The following is a 20623-nucleotide window of genomic DNA, read 5'->3' as shown; positions in this document are numbered from 1 at the left end:
TATTATATTAACTTAGTAAATAATGGTAGCTGCGATTTGGCGCACCTTGTGAACGATACTGTGCGGTCTACGGCGCGGCATCCCATTCTCTATGGCTGTGGCTGAGTTTCCATCACTGATTTCGCGAGGGGCAGTGACTGCAGACCACACATAATGGGGAGAGCAATGAGCACCGTAAGCGTGAATAATCGCGGCAAGGCGGACATCAAGTTTCTGATTCCAGTCATGGCATCATTCTTTGTCATGGGTTTCGTTGATCTGGTTGGAACAGCAACCAATTACATCAAACCAGAGTTCCACCTTTCAAATTCACAGACGAATCTCTTCACCTCCATGGTGTTCTTCTGGTTCTTGATCTTCTCCGTGCCGACAAGCGTGTTGATGAACAAGATTGGGCGTCGTCGCACGGTGCTGCTGTCTATCGTGGTGACGAGCCTGGCCATGCTGCTGCCGGTCATCGCATATATCGCCATGAGCGGCACCTCTCGTTATGTCATGATGATCGTGTCGTTCTCGCTGCTCGGCATTGGCAACGCCCTAATGCAGGTCTCGCTGAACCCACTGCTTACGGTCTTCGTTGGGGGCGATAGACTTGCATCAACGCTGACGACTGGCCAGTTTGTAAAGGCGATTGCATCATTCTTTGCACCAATCATTGCGGGTTGGGGTGCTGCGGCATTCAACGCCTGGTGGATTCTCTATGCCGTCTATCTCGTAGTTGGCGTTGTCATTGGCGTGGCCTTGGCCTTCGACAAGGTTGAGGAACCGTTACCAGATGCCGGAAAGGCGACGATCCTGAGCTGCTTCAAGCTCTTGGGCAAGCGCATCGTTCTACTCTGCTTCCTGGGAATTATTTGCCATGTTGGCATTGATGTGGGAGTCAATGCACAGGCACCAAGAATTCTTATGGAACATACCGATGTAACCTTGGAAGTCGCGGGTGGGGCAACATCCGTCTACTTCGCATTCCGTACCATTGGGTGCCTGACGGGTGGACTCATTCTTCATCGCCTGAGCAACAAGTTCGCGTTGCGCTGCTGCGGAGTGATCATGCTCAGCTCGGCAATCTGCTATGCGATATTCGCCATGATTGCCGTGAACCCTCCGCAGTGGCTCTTCTATCTTGCGACTGCATTGATTGGGTTCGGCAATTCCAATGTTTTCTCCCTCTTCCTTTCACATGCATTGCTGAAGATGCCAAAGCATCAGAACGAAATTTCCGGACTGATGATGATGGGCCTGCTTGGAGGCGCGATCTTCCCGCCAATCATGGGTACCTTGGCGGATCACTTTGGTCAGATCGGGAGTATTTCGATGATTGCCATCGGTGCCCTGTACGTGCTTGGCGTCTCGATCTTCTACAGGCTTCTGCAGACCAGGGACGGCAAGGAAATCGAGGCATAGGGCGATTGCCGCACAGACAATCGCTGAGTTACTTCGAGACGTCCGCCCTATAGAAGTTGACGAATGAGCGAGAGGGAGTCGGTCCGCGTTGCCCCTGGTAATGCGAGCCGGCTCCTTGTGATCCATAAGGATTCTCAGCAGGAGAAGACAGGCTGAAGAAGCACATCTGCCCAATCTTCATGCCTGGCCACAGCTTGACGGGCAGTGTGCTGACATTCGAAAGCTCTAGAGTAATGTGTCCCTCAAACCCTGGATCCACAAAGCCTGCGGTTGAATGGGTGAGAATGCCGAGACGCCCGAGAGAACTCTTGCCCTCAAGCCGCGCAGCAATGCTCGCATCCAGTTTGATATATTCCCATGTCGATCCCAAGACGAACTCTCCAGGGTGGAGAATCCATGGATCACCATTACGAACTTCAAACTGCTCCGTGAGCTGGCCCTGATCTTCCGAAGGATCTACATAGGTGTATTCGTGATTGTTGAACACGCGGAAGAAGCGATCCAAACGCACGTCGACACTTGCGGGCTGAACCATCTCAGGGGTCCAGGGATCCAACGAAATGCGCTTTTCCCGATAGGCAGCCTTGATGTCACGATCGCTTAATAGCATGTATTCTCCTTAAGGTCAGTACCCAAGTTTAGCGCCTACATGGGAAGGTCATGCGCATTGATGTCTTGTTGTGATGCTGGGAACCCCCGTGATTGCCGCTGCTAGGGGAGCACGCGGATGGTTCTGCCCTGTCTTAGGAAACCCGAGACGACGAAGCGCCGAGAGGAGATGGCTTCGGCTCGGCCTCGTTCGCCATTCGGATGCATGCTGCCAAGAGCGATGGTTCCGCTAAAGTCCTTATGCTCAAGCAGCAGAGGGATTGCATTGAGCGTTGTCCGCAATAGATCCGGTATCGGCTGCACCCATGACGTGATTGGCTGCGGAAAATAATTCGTGATGTCCCAGCCGCCAAAACTGGCAATGGAAAGCTGCTCGGGAACTTGAAAGTCGTTCTCGTAGAGCACGTGTATGAGCGCCGCGGCGAGAAAATCGCTCATTACCGCTACCGCCGTTGGGGAACCGTTTCCAGACTGCCGAAGGTAGGGAATGATGGTACGTGCAACGAAGCTTTCAGCTGAGGTTTTGTATCGTCGATAATCAATCGGTATCGAAAAAACGGTCGCGCTCCCGAATGGGAGATGGTGATGAGCAAACGCGTCCTTGACCCCGCTGATGCGGTCCTTGAAATAGGGCATTCCGCCTGAATTCTCTTCAGTCAGGATGAGCATTCTGCGATGGCCTGCATCAAGCAGAGCATTGGCCGCCTGCTGTGATCCAAAGCGCTCATCGCTGACAACAGCCGCGTAATTGTCTGGTGCATCGTCTGAAGAGACAAACAGAATTGGCTGCTTGACCTGCGAAAAGCGTCGTGAATCCGAGATGAGGGTCCAGCCGATAATAATGAACAGCGACACTGTGTTGCGATTCTCCTCAGCGACCATGGCATCGATGACATCGGCATCGTAGGGAACATACAAGGTCGAGAGGCGCATGCCCAAGGTTTGTTGAAACATTTCAAAATCCTGCATGGTCAGCAGATGCGCAACATCCTGACCGGTCCGCACCACCAGACACACATTCGTGGAGGAAGAGCCCATGCGCATGGCTCGGGCGTTGCTGTCGGGAAGATAGGAATACTCCTTCGCGGTGGCGATGATCTCTTTGCGCAAGGAACTGCTGACACCAGCTTTATGATTCAGTGCTCGTGAAACAGTGGCCGTGCTGACATGGCAAATCTTTGCTAGATCTTGAATGGTGGTCTGATGAATCCCCATGACGACTCTCTTTTCAGCCGAAATTCTCCCCTACGTGCAATTTCTCATGGCTTCGATTATTACGCAATCGTTTACGCCGAACCCGCAATCGTTTACGTTCTATTCTAGCCTATTTTCAACTGAAACCCCTGCCTATGATACTGGCGCAGAGTGGCGTCTGTGTCAGGGTGGGGGCCCTGACTTTATGTGTTGAGAGGGGGATAGATGAAGTATCGTATTTTCTCAGCAAAAATAACAAGTATTCACCGAGTAATACTTAGTTTTTGCATAGTTGTGCTGGCAATGCTTTCCTGCACGATAAGTCCATTTGCGGCACACGCTGACAATTCTTCAGGCAACATAGATCCAAGCCAACGAGGATCTGTGACAGTTCATAAATACGCACAACCAAACATCAATACGGATTTGCCGAATGATGGTTCGCAACTGGGAGCTGACCAGCTCGCAGATCTGACGGCAATCCCTGATGTCACTTTTTCCATCAAGAAAGTGCCTGGCGTTGATCTGACTACCGAGAGTGGTTGGAATGCCGTTACGTCCACCTACAGCGGTGATGATGCTGTGAACCATGCAATTGAAGCCACCAAGGATGTTGCCGCGCAGAGCGAGACCACCGACGCTTCCGGCATGGCAAGTTTCACCGACTTGGATCTGGGCGTCTATCTGATTCAGGAAACATCGGCTCCTGCGAATGTGACCCCGTCACAACCGCTTGTGGTGACGGTTCCGCTTCCTGGCTCTGACAATGATGGATCATGGCTGTACAACATCCATCTGTATCCGAAGAATGTCGTCTCCTCAATCACCAAGCAGGTCGAACAGGGCACGACAAGCGATGATCCAGTTATCTGGACGATCGAATCTTCGATTCCAGGCGGAAAATCGACAGATATATATCGCATCGTTGACACCTTGGATGCTCGGCTCGCATTGGTGTCAAGTGCGGTGGCAATAACCGGATCTTCGGGAGTCACCATCAGCTCACCTGACGATTACACGGTCACATCCGTGCCTGGTGCGGGTGGCGAAGGCAATACAGTGACTATCGAATTCACTGAACTTGGCCGATACAAGCTCTTCGAGGCTATAGCGGCTGATGCCAAGAGCTCGGTTCGGACAGTGCTTACCACCAAGGTCACGGATCTGGGAACTGATGGAATGATTCCCAATGTTGCGACGCTATTCCCGAACTCTTCGACAACGATCGTCTCAAACAAGCCAGAAGCGGTATTCGGCAATGTCACAATCAAAAAGGTCGCCGCAAGTGATCAGCGCACGCTCACGGGTGCACGCTTTCAGATTTTCCCATCGCTTGCCGATGCACAGACGTTGAAGCATCCTCTTTCCATCAATGGCAAGTCGGTCTGGGAATCCGACAGTCAAGGGTTGCTGACCATCAGTGGTCTTGCCTATGGCAACTATTGGATTCGCGAAGTCACGGCTCCAGATGGCTTTGTTGTCTCAGGTGATACCCATATGGTGACTGTCAATTCCTTCGATACGTCAGTGGATTACACCATATCGAACACCGCAGAGAGAGTCACCAACCCACCGACGACTGCTTGGGGTACAGGCGGCTGGTATAGCGGGCCATTGGCCAGAACGGGTTCAGGCATTGCTGCATTCGTGGTGCTGCTTGCAGTGAGCGGTGTGTTGGGAACGGCACTGTTGAGAAGAAAATTCTCATCCAGCGCCTATCTGGGAGGTGAAGAGCGATGAAGACACCACAGCATGTACTCACTCTGAAAGGTTGCGTGCGAGTTGCGTGTGCATTCCTTGCAGGGTTGGCCGTCTTTGCAAGTGCCGGAACAATCAGTCTGTTCAATCCACAGCATGCTCAGGCCGCTGTAAGCGCGCTCTCGTGTGCCACTGGCGATTTCTATTCGGTAGATGACTCCGGGGTTGTGTATAAGGCGACTGCGAGCGGGAATGGGATTAATTCCGCACTTGCAACCGTAGGCATTACTTTCCCTGATACGAGCAATACCAGCGTCAATGGCTTGGCGATCGGTTCAAACGGAAGCACTGTTTTTTCATTCACTAGAGCCAATCAGGGCGATAATGTGACACTGAACAAATGGAGCGCTTCAACGAATGCGATAACGACGAAAGTCTTGAATCCGCTGTCAATTCCATCGCAGTTTTCCTTTGAGACCTCGAGTCTCATCGCAGGAGGCGTCAATCCCAAGGATCCCACCGGCTACTACTATTTTGGCGGATATTCGCAACTGAATTCCCAAACGGTTTTCCTGCTGTGGAAGGCAAATCCTGACACTCTCGAGACTTCCTTTGTTGGCTATATCGTCATGCCCACAGTACCTTCGGGAACAAGGAACGGTGACTTGTCATTCGACCAGAATGGTGACATGTACCTGTTGCTGAGCACGGGCGGCGGCAATACCAATATGATCGTCAGCGTAACCGCTGCTGTGTTGGCAGCTTCGAACGCTTCCTCGATTCCACGCTCAGCCCCTGTGTCCATTGATGCATCAGGAATCGTATATAACGGCATGGCTCTGAGTAACGATGGCAAGGTGTACGTCCAGGGGCAGATCACTGTTCAGGGTGCAACGGTCACCGAGATTGGCATGGCCGATCCACAAAGCAGCGGTGCCGCAACATCCATGACTCCGGTCACTTCTCAAGGCCGCAATATCGCTGGTGTGGATCTGGCATCGTGCCAGACACCTCCTACGATTCAGTCCTTGAAGAAGAACGTCGTCAGCCGATACAACGCTACGGATCAGTTCCAGCTCAGCATCACTCCCGCTGGCAGTTCCACCGCGAGTGCCACGGCGACGACAACAGGTACTGCAAGCGGCATTCAAAGTGAGGTTGCAGGGCCGATTGTGGTCTCTCCGGGTTCGACGTATGTGCTCGAAGAAGTTGGAGCCGGAACCCCGGCTGCAGATATTTCGAAGTACGTCTCGACGCTGAGCTGCATTGACACGAACAATGGCAATGCAGCCGTCACGGTGACCCCTGTTTCAGGGAGTTCGACCAAATATACGATTACGATTCCAACCGGTACCATCGCTGCAATATCGTGTACCTTCACCAACACGGCTGTGCAGAAGCTCTGGAATTTCTTCCTGCAGAAGTATGGCCCCAACGCAGCGACGACGGGCACACAGACGGCTCTTGACGGAGCTGCCTTCCAGATTCTGGCAGATTCGGGCAATCAGCCGGGAGCAGTGCTTCCCGCCTACAATCCGGCAGCGGTAAGTGGGCAGACAGGGAAATTCTCGGTCGGCAACATACCGGAAGGTACCTATTGGTTGAAGGAATCCAATAGCCCTGCTGGATACAACGGGTTGGCAAGTCCGGTTCAGTTCAAGGTTGGAGCTGACGGTTCGATTTCACTCACCGGAAGTTCTACCCAGGTTGCGGTTGTGAAGGACCAGACCGGGAAGATCTTTACCATCAATGTTTCCGATCCTCAGAAGCCAGGAGTCGTGCTTCCCAATACGGGTGGCGAAGGTACGCAAATGTATCTCGTCGTTGGGCTGCTGGTATTGATTGGCGGTTTCGGAGCAGTGCTGTTTACCAAAAGAATGACGATTGCAAGGTAGCCAATCCTTCAATGTAACTGTTGTGCGCGCCGATGTCTGCAACAACGCCCTCGGCGCGTTGGGGAGTATCTGATTGAACAAGGGGAGATTATGAAACACCATTCACAGCCAAGCGTTATCAAAGCGCTAGCGGTCTCGCTGGTCTGCACCGCAGTAGGAGCTTTTGGATTCGTTTCAACGGCCAATGCTACGGAGGCCAATACGGGCAACCTGAATCCAAATACCAAGGGAACGGTGACGATTCACAAATACAGCGAATCCGTCAACAAAGGCTCTGCAGCTTCGGGCCACGAGGACGCGAGCCAAGTCCCGGCAGGTGCACAGCCACTCGCAAACGTCGTGTTCACTGCGTATCAGATTACCAATATTGATCTGATGACCAATGCAGGGTGGGATGCTGCAGCGACCTTGGCACCAGGCTCGTTTACCGTCGATACAACGGCGAAGACTCTCACGGCCGGTGCTGCAAGCTATACATTGGGGACCGGAACAGCTTTGCCGGCGACCAACTCGAGCGGTCTCGCCGTCTCACCTTCGCTGAGCCTTGGAGCGTATGTGTTTGTTGAAACGATTCCAGACGGAAGCAATATTGTCAGCTCTCAACCATTCGTAGTGACTGTTCCGCTTCCTGACTCGGACGGTTCTTGGAATTACAACATTCATGTGTATCCGAAGAACTCGATAACGGCGCTCAGCAAGGATGTCAACGATGCCAACGCCTATAAGGTCGGCGACACCATTGCGTGGCCTATCAAGCTCAGTCTGCCATACCTGCCTTCGGGCAAGAGCTTCGATACGGTTGAGGTCTATGACACTTTGGATGATGCATTGACCTATTCAGGAGTGGTTGTCACGCAAGGAGCCACGACCTTTGTGCAGGGAACGGACTATACGGTCGTTCAGGCTGGCCAGAAAGTGACCGTAACCTTCACTCCCGTTGGCCGAGCCAAGCTGACGCAAGGCACTGATGTCACCTTCACGCTGTCTACAACAGTGAACTCATCGCTTGCTGCAGATGCAGACGGCATTATTTACAACCAGGCATTCGCCAACGTCAATGACGGCAAGAATATCCCTTCAAACAAGCCTCACAGTGATTGGGGATGGCTGACCCTTGAAAAGTATGCCGAAGGCAAGAGTGAGAAATCCCTTGCTGGTGCGAAATTCGACGTGAAGAACGCTGCGGGTGATGTTGTGACCGCGCTTACCACCGATGCAGATGGGAATGCGGGACCGATTGCTCTCAAGGTCGGCAATTACACGCTCGTTGAGACCGCCGCACCTGCTGGCTATGAGCTCAGCACTGATCCGATTGCAGTGACGATCGTAGCGGGAGGGAAGAGCAGCGCGAAGGTTGTAAAGATTGCCAACAAGCAGAAGCCGCCTGTTAAATTGCCTTTGAGCGGCGGAACCGGAACCGTCATCTTCACGATTACGGGTCTCACCCTGGTCGGTGCTGCGACTGCTCTGACGATTCGTTCTCGTAGAAAAGTCGCACAGGCTTCATCGCTTCGTTAAACTCGGGCGTTCTGAGCAACGCTATTTCCAAGCAGAAGTCGGAGCCGGCTGATCTTCATTGCGCTGAGATTCCCAAACTCAGTGCAATGACCTGAAAAGGCGAATCGAGAAGTTAACGCTACTCTTCTCGATTCGCCGCTTATGCTTGTGCGTCACATTTGCACTTCTTGGGCATTCCGAAACGATAGTCGATCGCTATCTCTGATGCCCGGAATGGAGAAGAAGGACATGGCTCTTCAATTCCCGGAAATCATTGAGGCTGAACGAGCAGCCAGACTGCCACTCCTTGTGCGGGTGATGCAGAGCAGACTCTGGAACATTACGCTCGCCATCTTGATATGCGTTGGAGCCGCAATTGCGCTTTATCCTTCAGGTGCTGATTGGATTTCGGCCATCGGGCATGCACAGACGCTTCAGGTGTATCAGAGTGCTGTTCGATCAAAAAACCAGGTAGAACAGGCTCAGGCACTGCAACAGGCCACGATCTACAATGATTCGTTGGGGCCCAATACGGTGCTCGATCCATTTGCCGGCACTGCGGACGGCAATTCCCAAGGGAATGGTTCACAGGCGCAGCCAAGCACTGCTGCTGCGAGCGAGAAATACAACAGTCTGCTCGATCCTGCCGGTGATGGTGTGATGGCAACAATCGTGATCGCGAAAATTGGCCTTGATCTACCGATCTATCATGGCACGACAGAAGAGACACTGGCACGTGGAATAGGACATCTCTATGGAACGTCACTGCCCGTCGGCGGCGAAGGAACGCATGCGGTGCTCACCGGTCACAATGGGTATGCACTCTCGCAGCTCTTCTCGAACGTCCACAAGCTCGTCTTGGGAGATACGTTTCAGATTCACGTCGAAGGCGAGACGCTGAGCTATAAGGTGGATCAGATAAAGGTTGTCTTGCCCAATGACATGTCAAGTCTGCAGAAGGTGAAGGGCAAAGACTATGTCACCTTGGTTACTTGCACGCCAACGGGTGTGAATTCGCATCGTTTGCTGGTCCGTGGAGTCAGGGTTGCCTCGTCCAGGGTGGTGGATGCAGGAGCTCATGAATCCGATGCATCGGAGGATAAAGTCGTGGTGCCATTCCCCTGGTGGGCTGTTTGGCTTGCCGCTGCAGTCACGGCGGCGGTTTGGGTTGTCGCGGGTCCCGCTATCTCGACCCCCGCGCGCCACAGGAGATCATGAACGAACGAGACGCGCAATTGCGGCGCTTGCCTCGTGAACCTTCTCATCAGCATCCTCATCGCCCTGGTTGATTGCACTTCTTACGCAATGATCGAGATGGCTGTCCAAAAGCTCTAGGGCAACGGCCTTCAGAGCTTTGTCTGCTGCAGCAATCTGAGTGAGCACATCGATACAGTATGTTTCGTCTTCAATCATTCGAGTGATGGCTCGAACTTGCCCCTCAATGCGCTTCATCCGTGCGACTACCCTGGTCTTTTCCTTCACGTAGCCAACACTTGCATGGGATGCGCTGCCATGCTCAATATTCCCGTGGCTGGTGCCGCCCGATGTCTTGTCATTGCTGACGCGTGTCTTGTCCATTGCGATACCCCTGTGGTCTTGGTCCTCGTTAGTTTGCGCCGCCTGTGCTGAGCGTTATATGCCAAGAGAACATTTCTATGGCAAGTATACCCCCTAGGGGTATAATTATGTACGTTATTCGTTCAGAGCATGAGCCGATGGGAATTCGACGGCACAGATGACGATGGAAGAGGCGGAGGCATACATGACAATTGCAATCGCGGTGATTATTGCAGCGGTGCTGACGGCTGCTGTGGCGTTCTATTTCTTTGCACCGAAGAAAGCCAAGGAGGCATCCGACGAGGGAGGCGTGCAGATTGCCCATATTGAGGTTAAGGGTGGTTATACGCCTGCACATATAGCGGTGCGTTCTGGAAAGCCGATCAAGTTGGTATTCGAGCGTAAGGAAGCGGGAGAGTGCTCCTCGCATGTCGTCTTCTCCGATCTGGGCATAGACCAGGCCTTGCCCGCATATCAGACCACGACCTTGGAACTTCCATCGCTTGCTGTGGGAGAGTACCCGTTTGCATGCGGTATGAACATGTTGCATGGCATGCTCGAGGTTCGTGGCGAAGGAAAGATCGATAATGACCAGAGCTCCGGGAGCGCTGCAGTGCCTCAGCATGGGGAAGTTGACGTTTCGCGCTCCACGAGTGGGCAAGGCACGGATGCAAATCACGACAAGACATCTGATGAACATGCCTGGCGTGGGGCAGATGTCTCGGAACGGATTGACGCGAACGATTCAACTCGTTCTGCAGCACAGGGTGATGATAGCCATACCAAGGAAATTCATGAACTTTGGGTTCGTCTGATCGTTGGCATCGTCTTCACTCTGCCGGTATTCTCCGCTGCAATGCTGCACCCGTTCCTCGGTCATATGATTCCTTCGTTCCTGATGAATCCATGGGTTCAGCTTGTGTTGACGTTGCCGGTCATGTTCTATTCCGGTTGGCCGGTGCATCGCACAGGGTGGCTGGCCATGGCGCATCGCAGCGCAGAAATGAATTCCTTGGTCGCCGTAGGAACCGGCACCGCATTCATTTACAGCGTGGTGGTGACGGTAGACCCCGCCATCGTTCCTGCCGGTTCGCGAGAGCCGTATTTCGAGGCTGTCGGAACCATCATCACCCTGATGATTCTTGGCCAGCTCCTTGAAGCCAAGGCGCGCGCAGGTACTGGAGACGCCATCAGGAAACTCATCAATCTTCGGCCATCGACGGCTCGTATCGTGCTCGATTCCGGCTCTGCCGATGAACATATCGAAGAGATTCCAGTTGAAAAGGTTCAGGCTGGCGATGTTATCGTCATACGTCCCGGTGAGAAATTCCCAGTGGATGGTTCGGTGCTTTCTGGTGAGAGCAGTGTCGACGAATCCATGATTACCGGTGAATCAATGCCGGTCAACAAGGTCAAGGGCGATGATGTCATCGGTGCCACGGTAAATGCCAATGGCTCACTTCGATACAGGGCCACCAAGGTAGGCAAGGACTCGGTGCTGTCGCACATCGTTGACCTGGTGCGCAGTGCGCAAGCGTCGAAGGCGCCAATTCAGCGACTTGCAGACCGCATTGCAAAGTATTTCGTACCTGCTGTAATGATCATTGCAATATGGACTTTTGTAGTCTGGTGGATCCTCGGGCCAGTTCCGCAGGCGGTGCATGGTCTTGTTGCAGCGGTTTCGGTTCTGGTGATTGCGTGTCCATGCGCTCTCGGGATTGCCACACCGTTGTCGGTCACCATCGGAACTGGCAAGGGTGCGCAGGCAGGGGTGTTGATTCGTTCAGCGGTTGCGTTGGAATCATTGCACAGTCTCAAGGTTCTTGTGCTTGACAAAACGGGAACCATAACCGCGGGGAAGCCCACGGTAACCGATATTCTGCCGCAGAATCTCGATAACGATGCACTGGCGTTGATCGCATCTGTGGAGCAGAATTCCGAACATCCATTGGCCCAGGCCATCGTCTCCAAGGCTCAGCAGTCATCGGCACCCTTGAAGAAGGCAGAGCATTTCAAAGCTGTGGCTGGGCAAGGTGTAGCTGCCACAGTCGACGAGCATAGCGTCGTCGTGGGGAATGTGACGATGTTGAAGAATCAGCATGTCAATGTTGAAGATGAGGCAGCTGTGGATTTGTTCAGGCAGTCACGGAATTTAGCCGCGCAGGGCAAGACCCCGGTTGCCGCGGCAATAGACGGAACACTGGTGGCGGTCATGGCGATTGCCGACGCTGTTAAGGGTGATTCCAAGAGCGCAATCAGCGAATTGAAGAAGCGCGGCATCGATATCTACATGATTACCGGCGATGGAAGCGGCACTGCCGAATCAATTGCGCAACAGGTCGGCATTGAGCATGTCATTGCCGAGGTCCCACCAGAGGGCAAGGCAGCGAAGATTAGGGAATTGCAACGCAACAATGCGGTTGTTGGTATGGTTGGCGATGGCATCAATGACGCGCCGGCTCTGGCACAGGCGAATATCGGCATCGCAGTCGGAACGGGAACGGACATAGCCATCGAATCCTCTGATGTAACGTTGATGTCGGGCAAGCTGACCGGTGTGGTGACTGCGATTGATCTTTCGCGGGCAACGATGCGCAACATCAGGGAGAACCTTGGATTTGCGTTTGGATACAACATGCTTGGCATTCCGATTGGTGCAGGAGTGCTGTTCCCGTTCACCGGTCTGCTGTTGAACCCGATGATTGCGGGCGCTGCGATGGCATTCTCTTCACTTTCGGTCGTGATCAATGCAAACCGTCTGCGTTCGTTCTCTTGGAAGGCCGATGATGTGCATGCGACAACAGACCACGTAGCATCTTTGGACAATGCTCAGGAAACAACAATCCACGAAACAGAAATTCAAGAAAGTAGCAAAGGAGACAGTGCAATGTCACAAACAGGAGAATCCACAGTAAAAGATCCAGTATGTGGAATGAATGTCAATATTCGAGATGCGGCAGCAACGCGAACCATAGATGGCAAGCAATACGCTTTCTGCAGCAATCATTGCGCTGCCGAATTTGACAACAACCTCGATCAATACACCAAGGCGTGATGGCAAACGCCTCTGAAATGCAGAAATTGCCCTCCAACTCAACGAGTTGGAGGGCAATTCTTGAGTTTTGCGACAATTGCAAAGTGTATAACCGTATTTTTGACTTATCCTCGGTCGAATTTCAACGATTTCAAACCTGAGTACCTTACAATTGCCACAAAACTCATAATCTCGGTCGGAACGCGACCGATTTCACATCATCCGGTGTTCTGCAGACCTGCAGCGACACCCGAAACGGTGCAGAGAATCAGGTAGATGAAGTCTGACTGCTGGCTCTTGCTCAACTCTTCCTTGTCATTGCGACGGCGAAGGGTGCGGAGCGCACGAACCTGAGTCATCGAAAGCGCATCAACATATGGCGAGCGAATTCGGATTGCTTGGCCAAGCACGTGACGATGCTGCAATGGCCATTGATCACCAACAATGAGCAGAACCCACTTGCGGGTGAGCTCCATCTCGTGCAATACCTTCTTGCTCAAGTCATCGCGATCTCCCAAGGCAAGATACATCTTGGCGATACGCTCATCCGTCTTGGCAATCGACATTTCGATGTTGTCGATGAAGGTGCTGAACAACGGCCATTCCTCATATGCCTTGCGCATTGTATCGAGATCATTGAGCTTCTCGCAGGCCGTACCTAGGCCGTACCAGGCAGCGAGATTGATTCGCGCCTGAGCCCAGGAGAATACCCATGGAATAGTTCGCAAATCATCCAATGACTTTGCGCCTAGGCCTCGCTTTGCAGGACGAGAACCAATTGGCAGCAGGCCGACCTCATTCAACGGTGTCACAATCGAGAACCAAGGAGTGAAGTCAGGTGTATGCAGCAGGTCAAGGAAACGTTCGTGTGAGGCATCATTCAACGCAGCGGCCATATCCGCATACTTCTCAGTCATCTCCGTATTGCGCTTCTCGACGCTTGGAGCAGACTGGAGCAGCGTTGCCGCAGCAACGGATTCGATATGGCGAATGGCGAGAACCGGGTTGCCGTATCGCGCGAAGATGACTTCACCCTGTTCAGTGAGTTTGAAACGGCAGTTGACAGAACCCACAGGCTGAGCCAGAACCGCTCGGTTTGCAGGACCGCCACCACGTCCAACTGCGCCGCCACGGCCGTGGAACAGAGTCAGATCAATGTCGTGCCTCTTTGCCCACTTTGCAATGCGCTCCTGAGCGGAGTGCAAAGCCAGTGTGGCAGAAGTCGGGCCTGCGTCCTTGGAAGAATCCGAGTAACCAAGCATGACTTCCATCTTGTTGCCAGTGGCCTTCAGACGTGCCTGAACCTCGGGAATCTTAATGATTTCCTCAAGCGTATCCACGCTGTTCTGCAGATCTTCGAGCTGCTCGAACAAAGGAATCACATCGATCGTTGGGACATCTTCGGGATGGGCGAATGCGAGACGATTCAGCTCGAATACATCCTTGACATGCTGAGCCGACTTGGTGAACGAAATGATGTATCGGCGAGCGGCCTTGATGCCATTGCGTTTCTGAATCGAGCCAAGTGCACGGAAGGTGTCGAGCACCTCGTGGGTCATGGGCTGAAGTTCGCCGCGTTCGCCATGGAGGCCGTGTTCGCGAATATCTTCGAGCGCACGGGCATGAACGACGGAATGCTGACGGAATTCCATCTCGACAAGATGGAAGCCAAAGGTCTGTGCCTGCCAGATGAGCTCCTGCAAAGGACCATAGGCATGACGTGCGGCGCCGGCCTGTGCCAACGATCTCTGTACAATCTTCAAATCGGCAATGAAGTCATCACAGCTGTGATACATCAAATCTGCATCACGGTTGATGGATTCATGAAGGCGATCCGCGATGACCAGCATCACTGCACGATGCGTTTCGTGGCGAGAGATCAGAGCTGCCTTTTCAGTAAGGCGCTCACTCATCTCTTTCTGATGATTCCACAGGTTCAGCAGCTCAGGACTCGAAGGTGTCGTGTCCGTCTCAACCGTAAGGTTGCGGCCAACCGTACGCGTTGCATCTTCAAGCTTGGAAATGACGTGGTCGGTGAATTTGCGGGCAACGCGGCGGCTGATTTTCGCCGTAACGTTTGGATTGCCATCGCGATCCGAACCGATCCAGCTTCCAGGATGGAAGAATGCCGGGCAAACGGGAGGAACCGTGCCGGCCTTCTTGCCGAGAACCCAGTCATCGAAACGGCGATAGACCTTGGGAATGGTGTCGAACAAGGTGTTGTCGAAGATGTCGATAATCGTGTCGGCCTCTTCAACGGGCGTGGGCTTCTTCAAGGCGATTGGGGACGTGCGGAACAACGCGTCGATTTCGTTGCAGAGCCGACGTTCGTTCTCTTCCAAATCAGAGCCGCCAAGCGTTGGACGGAGCTCAAGCAAATCCGCGATACGGCGAATCTTGCCTTCCACAGCCTTGCGTCGGGCCTCAGTCGGGTGTGCGGTGAAGACGGGATGGAACTCAAGCTTGTCGAGCAGATCTGCTGCCTTTGCCGGACCCATTTCGTCAATGAGCTGGTGATAGGCACCGGTCATCTCGTTCACCGGATCGGTGGCCGAATTGATGCTGACTTTCATCTCACGTTGGTGCAGTGCTGCAACACGATAGTTCTCTTCGCACAGGTTGGCGAGATGGAAATATGTGGTGAAGGCACGAGCAAGGAGCTGGGAATCATGCATTGGCATACCGTCAATGAGGGATACGGACTTGGCAAGTCCATCCTCATCGGGATGCGGGTCAACGAGCACATCGCTGAAATGTTCAGCGCTTGCTTCGACTGCATCTTGCCTGAGGGCATCGAATTTCTCGAGCAGCTCAGGGCTGAATTCACCAAGCACAACGCGAAGAAGTCGCAGACATAAGTCCATATCGCGCTTGAGTGTTGTGGGAAGATCACGCTCTTCTGGGCCTCTGGTGCCCGTTCCGGATGTCACTATTGCAGCATCCGCAGCAGTGATCTGTTGATTGTTATCTGTCATCAGACCTCCTATTCCAAACTTTTGGTTGCCCGGTCATCTCGTCCTTCGCAGCTCCTCTGCGATTGTGATGCGAAACGTTGCAGGCCCACAGCCATCCATTTGGTAGTTACGGGGAACATTGTATGCCCTTTTGTTACATTTTCATGTCATATACCCGAAAACGTATGCTTTTTCGTGACTTTTCTATGCCCATGAATCATGGTAACGGGCTTGAATTGCGGATAATGAACCAAGAGCAAGAAATGCACGCCGAGGAGTACAAATAGAAGGGTGAGTTTCGGATCAATGTTTATTAAAGGTCGAGAAAAAGCCAAAAATCGGCGTGACAAGGAGCGAGAGGCCCAAGACAAGGTCTCCGTTTACCATAGTCATGCTTTGCCATTGGATATGGAAGACATCACCCGAGACTATGACAAGCCTGTCACCGATGCCGGTTTGGCAGCAAAGACCAGCCTTATCGTTCGGGTCGGCATGCTCGATCTTGGCGCAGGAACCGGAAGCTTTCGCGTCAGAGAGATGATGCATCGCATAGCATTCCCATTGGGGGTTCATGTTCGATCCGATGTGAACCTGACCGATATCGAGGCTACCTGCACCGATGGCAAGGAACGCATCACCGAAGTTGTCGATTTGCCAACCACTGGCGTGAATACTGAAAGAATCTGGTTGCTTGAACATTTTGCCGATTGGTTCAGCGTGCGCTGCGGACTGACCAGCCTCTACCACCATGAGTCATCCATCTCCACCGAATTGGTTGATTCATTGGGAACCAGGGAGTCAGAAGGCTCGGCGCTACGAGCGATCAAGAAACACAGAAAAAAGCTTGCGTCCAAGCTTCCCACCGGTGAATATGCGGAACATTTCGAGCACTATCAGCCAGATTCATTTGCTCATGGCACGAAGCCCATCACCGTGCGAGAGGCCCATGCTCGACTCGACACGATCGAACATCGTCATCCGCTGTATTCTCCTCAATTTGCAGGGTTCGCATCTGCGGTTGCCTGCGCATCATTCGTCTTTCTGCTCGGCGGCGGGCCCATAGACATGCTCGGCGCTTTCATCGGTGCGGGAGTTGGACACTATGTTCGCAGACTGCTTCTTGCCAGGCACATCAATCAGTTCTTCGTCACCTTTGTCGTTGTCGCTCTCGCTGCTGTGGCATGCGTTGGAACGTTGCGTCTCTTCGGTCTTTTTGATCCCGCCGCGTTGGAACACGACACGGCGTACATTGGCGCAACGCTGTTCGTGATACCTGGCTTTCCACTGGTGACGGGCGGATTGGACATTGCCAAGATCGACTACCCATCGGGTATTCAGCGGCTCACCTATGCGCTTTCCATCATTCTGATGGCCACATTGGCTGGTTGGGCGGTTGCTCGAATAGTCATGCTCAATCCGCGAGGCTTCGAGCCATTGGGCTTGAACGACTGGACGAATGGCATGCTTCGCTGCATCATGGCGTTTGGTGGAGTCTGGGGCTTCTCCGTCATGTTCAACTCGCCACAGCGCATGGCCCTGACGGCAGCCAGCATTGGTGCGGTCACGGATACCTTACGTTTGGAGATACAGGACCTATTCGGTGTGCCGCCGGAAGCCGCGGCCTTTGTAGGAGCCTTCATTGCTGGCATTCTGGCTTCATTCTGGCGCAGTGCCGTCAGACGGGGATGGCTGCCACCGCATCTGGGCTATCCTCGCATCTGCCTTACGGTTCCCTCCATTGTGATCATGGTTCCAGGGCTGTATATGTACCGCGCAATGTTCTATCTGGGGCAGTTCAACACACTTCAAGCTCTCGACTGGGGGTTCAGGGCCTTCATGGTCATTCTGTGTCTGCCGGTCGGTCTTGCTATGGCCAGAGTCATCACCGACCGTTCGTGGAGATACGACAAGTAAGTGGGAATCAGTACACCATACCCATGGCGGAACGGACCTCGTCGAGGGTCTGCTCGGCGATTTCGTTGGCCTTGCGATTGCCATCCTCGAGAATGTCGCGAACCGAGTCCATATCCTTGGCCAATTCGGCACGGCGCTCGCGATGAGGCGCGAGGAATTCATTCACTTGCTCGGTCACGTACTTCTTCAATGTTCCGGAACCCCCATTGCCGATTTCCTCGGCGATTTCTTCCGGCTTCCTACCGGTAACCAGCCCGGCGGTCGTCAGCAGCGCCGAGACCTGTGGACGAGCGATGGGATCGAAGGTGATCATCCGTTCGGAGTCCGTTGGCGACTTCTTGATGAGTTTCGCGGTTTCTTCGGCAGTTGCACCCAACTGAATCGAATTGCCATACGACTTGCTCATCTTGCGACCATCGAGTCCTGGAATTTCAGGTGCTTCGGACAGAATCGCCGATGGCTCCGGGAAAATCTCGTGCTTTGGGCTGTACCTTTCATTGAACCGACGGGCAATGGTGCGCGTGAGTTCAACGTGTGGCAGGTTATCCTTGCCGATCGGCACGACGTTGGCCTTGCAGAAGAGGATGTCGCATGCCTGATGCACCGGATAGGTCAGCAACAGTCCGGTGAGTGCATGACCGCTAGCTTCCATCTCGGATTTGACCGTCGGATTGCGGTGAAGTTCTGCTTCCGTAATCAGCGAAAGGAATGGCAGCATCAGTTGATTTTCGGCTGGGACTGCCGAATGCGTATAGATCATGGTCTTGCTTGGATCAATGCCCGCTGCGAGATAGTCGAGGACCATATTCAGGACGTTGTCTTGAATGTGTGCGGTGGTGTCGCGGTCGGTGATCACCTGGTAGTCCGCGATGATCAGATTGGTGTGGACTCCGCGCTGCTGCATCTGCACGCGTTCCAGAATTGATCCAAAGTAATGACCGAGGTGGAGCCGACCAGTTGGACGGTCTCCCGTAAGCATTGTGAACTGTGAGGGGTTTGCCTTCAAAGCGGCGAGCGTCGTGTCAGATCGCTTCTTTGCAGCGATAAAACTCGCACTGATTTCGTTGCCAGCTGCAGTCAACTGTTCTACGTCCGTCATCGGCATGTCCCTTGTGTTGTTCTTGCAAAGAGTGTAAAAATTCTCGCTATTATCGTAAAAGTTCCAGCAGACAACGTAACTGGTGGTAACCTCTTATGTGATGGAAATTACGAAATACATTGCCTAATACAGGCATCTAGCTGGCGAAGGGGGTCGGATGGGCCGCGGACGTCAGAAGGCTAAGCAGACGAAAATAGCCCGTAAGCTCAAATATCTGACAACTGATACCGATTACGATGAACTTGCTAAGGAACTCAGACACGAAGAAGCGGATACGAATAGCGTTGACCCCTTCATCGAGGATTCCAAAAAGTATAATCGGGATGAGTCGGATTCATCTCATAACCATTCCTACAATGATGATGCAGATGAAGTGAATCCTGTTGATGATGATTTGGATGATTACGCCAAATGGGCCGCACAGGCAGCAGCAAAGGCAACGACGGGAGAGATCCCTGCAACGCCTAAGGTACATAAGCCGATACCTATGCCAGTGCCAAGTATGCTTCATCACAGGAGCAGCAGGGGCAACGATGGCGAAGCATCTCCAGTCGCCGTCACCAAAAAGTCGAAGACAGCCACGAGTTCTGGTCACGCCAATGATCTAGATGCTCAGTCGAAGTCCAGCGAAGAGGCAAAACCCAAGGCTCGAAGCAAGGCAAGCGCAAAGGCGGGTCCTGGATCAGCCGCAAAGACTGCAACACGCACGAAGAAGGCTAAAGTCGTCAAGAAAGCCAAGGCGACGAGGAATCCTGCAGCAAAGGAGTCTTCTGCCTCTTGATCGGGGTAGGGTAGGGTATGCTGCTCACAATTAATTTAACGCCAGGATGCGCGTCTCAGTGAGACGCCTGGGCGTGCAACGGCGCGCGAGTCGTCTTGCGCATCCGGCTTGATTACTACAGCGAAAGATTCAATCTGGGATTGCTCATATTGCATAGCACAAGAATCACTATCAGCGCTGCAACAATGAATCCGCCATATATCCACATTCGTGTGGCAACACTTTTTCTCTTGAGCCGCGGAATTCCATTGGTGAGCAACTCAGTCAGCGCGATGCCTGTGACGAATCCTCCGACGTGAGCCTGCCATGCAATGCCACTGATGACAAAAGGCATGAGAAAGTTAATGCCAATCCAAATCAGCATGGGGCGGATATCCGCGCCGACCCTACGGAACACCACCATAACCGCGCCAAAGAGCCCAAATATCGCGCCCGAAGCGCCAAGCGCATATGTATACCAGCCAGGGGCTGGTTCGATGACAGCCCAGAGAGTCAAACCAACAGCACCGCCCAAGCCCGAGATAAAATAGAGCGCACAATACTGCCAATGCCCCATCAGCCGTTCCAGCAGCGGTCCAACCGACCACAGAGCCATCATGTTGAACAGAACATGCAGTACATTCGTGGAATGAAGGAACATGGAGGTAAAGATCCGCCATGGGTTCATCAAGACAAGACTGGGACTGACAACCCCTCCAAAGACAAAATCCATATAAGCTTCTGGGGCGAGAAAACGTAGAATAATCTCAATCAGCCACACTGCAACGCATACGACAATGATGCTTCCGGTAATGACCGGACCGCCACTGCGCCAGGACTTGCGAATCTCCTGTGGATTCACCAGAGTACGCAGTGGTGAGCGGTTGTTGAAATTGCCAAACCTGTTGAAGCCATTTTGCATAATCACAACTCTAACAACACCGTATGGAAAGCTCGTCACTCTGCCAGATTCCTTGTGCGCACAGAGAACTTCAAGCGAACATTACC

The 20623-nt window shown here is 53.0% G+C and carries 13 protein-coding genes and 1 pseudogene; 8 read left to right on the top strand and 6 right to left on the bottom strand.

What is annotated here, in order from left to right:
* The first annotated feature begins 165 nt into the window (after positions 1–165).
* Positions 166–1404, top strand: coding sequence for an MFS transporter (locus tag BAQU_RS01680; RefSeq protein WP_094692312.1), 1239 nt, complete (start codon positions 166–168; stop codon positions 1402–1404).
* A gap of 28 nt (positions 1405–1432) precedes the next feature.
* Here BAQU_RS01680 and dcd read toward each other — a convergent pair whose 3' ends face one another.
* Positions 1433–2014, bottom strand: a complete 582-nt coding sequence (dcd, locus tag BAQU_RS01675; protein WP_094692311.1) for a dCTP deaminase — start codon at positions 2012–2014, stop codon at positions 1433–1435.
* Between the two features lie 101 nt (positions 2015–2115).
* Positions 2116–3228: a LacI family DNA-binding transcriptional regulator gene (locus BAQU_RS01670; protein WP_094692310.1), complete on the bottom strand. Its 1113-nt coding sequence runs from the start codon at positions 3226–3228 to the stop codon at positions 2116–2118.
* A 204-nt stretch (positions 3229–3432) separates the two neighbouring features.
* Here BAQU_RS01670 and BAQU_RS01665 point away from each other — a divergent pair, with 204 nt between their 5' ends.
* The 4 genes from BAQU_RS01665 to BAQU_RS01650 all read left to right on the top strand — a co-directional run bounded on the left by BAQU_RS01665 (position 3433) and on the right by BAQU_RS01650 (position 9515).
* Positions 3433–4947 (top strand): SpaH/EbpB family LPXTG-anchored major pilin, encoded by a 1515-nt coding sequence (locus BAQU_RS01665; RefSeq protein WP_094692309.1) that lies wholly within the window; start codon positions 3433–3435, stop codon positions 4945–4947.
* Entirely contained in the window at positions 4944–6800 is a 1857-nt protein-coding gene (locus BAQU_RS01660) for a SpaA isopeptide-forming pilin-related protein (RefSeq protein WP_094692308.1), read from the top strand. Before BAQU_RS01665 ends, BAQU_RS01660 begins: the two co-directional genes overlap by 4 nt.
* Positions 6801–6890: 90 nt before the next feature.
* Positions 6891–8318 (top strand): SpaH/EbpB family LPXTG-anchored major pilin, encoded by a 1428-nt coding sequence (locus BAQU_RS01655; RefSeq protein WP_094692307.1) that lies wholly within the window; start codon positions 6891–6893, stop codon positions 8316–8318.
* 228 nt (positions 8319–8546) lie between these two features.
* Positions 8547–9515: a class C sortase gene (locus BAQU_RS01650; RefSeq protein WP_158215606.1), complete on the top strand. Its 969-nt coding sequence runs from the start codon at positions 8547–8549 to the stop codon at positions 9513–9515.
* Here the strand turns inward: BAQU_RS01650 and BAQU_RS01645 are convergent.
* Positions 9510–9779: a metal-sensitive transcriptional regulator gene (locus BAQU_RS01645; protein WP_415446290.1), complete on the bottom strand. Its 270-nt coding sequence runs from the start codon at positions 9777–9779 to the stop codon at positions 9510–9512. The genes BAQU_RS01650 and BAQU_RS01645 overlap by 6 nt on opposite strands.
* 280 nt (positions 9780–10059) lie before the next feature.
* On the opposite strand from BAQU_RS01645, the gene BAQU_RS01640 reads away from it, so the two are divergent.
* Positions 10060–12909, top strand: coding sequence for a heavy metal translocating P-type ATPase (locus BAQU_RS01640; protein ID WP_094692357.1), 2850 nt, complete (start codon positions 10060–10062; stop codon positions 12907–12909).
* A 197-nt stretch (positions 12910–13106) separates the two neighbouring features.
* Here the strand turns inward: BAQU_RS01640 and BAQU_RS01635 are convergent, their stop codons facing one another.
* On the bottom strand, positions 13107–15863 hold the full coding sequence (locus BAQU_RS01635) for a phosphoenolpyruvate carboxylase (RefSeq protein ID WP_094692304.1): 2757 nt from the start codon (positions 15861–15863) through the stop codon (positions 13107–13109).
* Positions 15864–16148: 285 nt separating this feature from the next.
* Here BAQU_RS01635 and BAQU_RS01630 point away from each other — a divergent pair, with 285 nt between their 5' ends.
* Positions 16149–17756: a threonine/serine exporter family protein gene (locus tag BAQU_RS01630; protein WP_094692303.1), complete on the top strand. Its 1608-nt coding sequence runs from the start codon at positions 16149–16151 to the stop codon at positions 17754–17756.
* A gap of 7 nt (positions 17757–17763) precedes the next feature.
* Here the strand turns inward: BAQU_RS01630 and trpS are convergent, their stop codons facing one another.
* Entirely contained in the window at positions 17764–18855 is a 1092-nt protein-coding gene (gene trpS, locus BAQU_RS01625) for a tryptophan--tRNA ligase (protein ID WP_094692356.1), read from the bottom strand.
* Positions 18856–19012: 157 nt separating this feature from the next.
* On the opposite strand from trpS, the pseudogene BAQU_RS10560 reads away from it, so the two are divergent.
* Positions 19013–19378 (top strand): annotated as a pseudogene (locus tag BAQU_RS10560) (DUF3073 domain-containing protein); the annotation flags it as partial.
* Between the two features lie 373 nt (positions 19379–19751).
* On the opposite strand, the gene BAQU_RS01615 reads toward BAQU_RS10560, so the two are convergent.
* Positions 19752–20537, bottom strand: coding sequence for a rhomboid family intramembrane serine protease (locus BAQU_RS01615; RefSeq protein WP_094692355.1), 786 nt, complete (start codon positions 20535–20537; stop codon positions 19752–19754).
* Positions 20538–20623 lie beyond the last annotated feature (86 nt).

Origin of the sequence: Bifidobacterium aquikefiri (assembly GCF_002259795.1) — a bacterium.
Lineage (GTDB): Bacteria > Actinomycetota > Actinomycetes > Actinomycetales > Bifidobacteriaceae > Bombiscardovia > Bombiscardovia aquikefiri.
Note: the sequence above shows the minus strand (reverse complement) of the source record. Positions and strands in the feature narration are given on the sequence as shown.

What these genes read in the sequence shown, in the direction of transcription:
- BAQU_RS01680 (WP_094692312.1), top strand. Translation starts at nt 166, where the DNA reads ATGAGCACCGTAAGCGTGAATAATCGCGGCAAGGCGGACATCAAGTTT.
- dcd (WP_094692311.1), bottom strand. Translation starts at nt 2,014, where the DNA reads ATGCTATTAAGCGATCGTGACATCAAGGCTGCCTATCGGGAAAAGCGC.
- BAQU_RS01670 (WP_094692310.1), bottom strand. Translation starts at nt 3,228, where the DNA reads ATGGGGATTCATCAGACCACCATTCAAGATCTAGCAAAGATTTGCCAT.
- BAQU_RS01665 (WP_094692309.1), top strand. Translation starts at nt 3,433, where the DNA reads ATGAAGTATCGTATTTTCTCAGCAAAAATAACAAGTATTCACCGAGTA.
- BAQU_RS01660 (WP_094692308.1), top strand. Translation starts at nt 4,944, where the DNA reads ATGAAGACACCACAGCATGTACTCACTCTGAAAGGTTGCGTGCGAGTT.
- BAQU_RS01655 (WP_094692307.1), top strand. Translation starts at nt 6,891, where the DNA reads ATGAAACACCATTCACAGCCAAGCGTTATCAAAGCGCTAGCGGTCTCG.
- BAQU_RS01650 (WP_158215606.1), top strand. Translation starts at nt 8,547, where the DNA reads ATGGCTCTTCAATTCCCGGAAATCATTGAGGCTGAACGAGCAGCCAGA.
- BAQU_RS01640 (WP_094692357.1), top strand. Translation starts at nt 10,060, where the DNA reads ATGACAATTGCAATCGCGGTGATTATTGCAGCGGTGCTGACGGCTGCT.
- BAQU_RS01635 (WP_094692304.1), bottom strand. Translation starts at nt 15,863, where the DNA reads ATGACAGATAACAATCAACAGATCACTGCTGCGGATGCTGCAATAGTG.
- BAQU_RS01630 (WP_094692303.1), top strand. Translation starts at nt 16,149, where the DNA reads ATGTTTATTAAAGGTCGAGAAAAAGCCAAAAATCGGCGTGACAAGGAG.
- trpS (WP_094692356.1), bottom strand. Translation starts at nt 18,855, where the DNA reads ATGACGGACGTAGAACAGTTGACTGCAGCTGGCAACGAAATCAGTGCG.
- BAQU_RS01615 (WP_094692355.1), bottom strand. Translation starts at nt 20,537, where the DNA reads ATGCAAAATGGCTTCAACAGGTTTGGCAATTTCAACAACCGCTCACCA.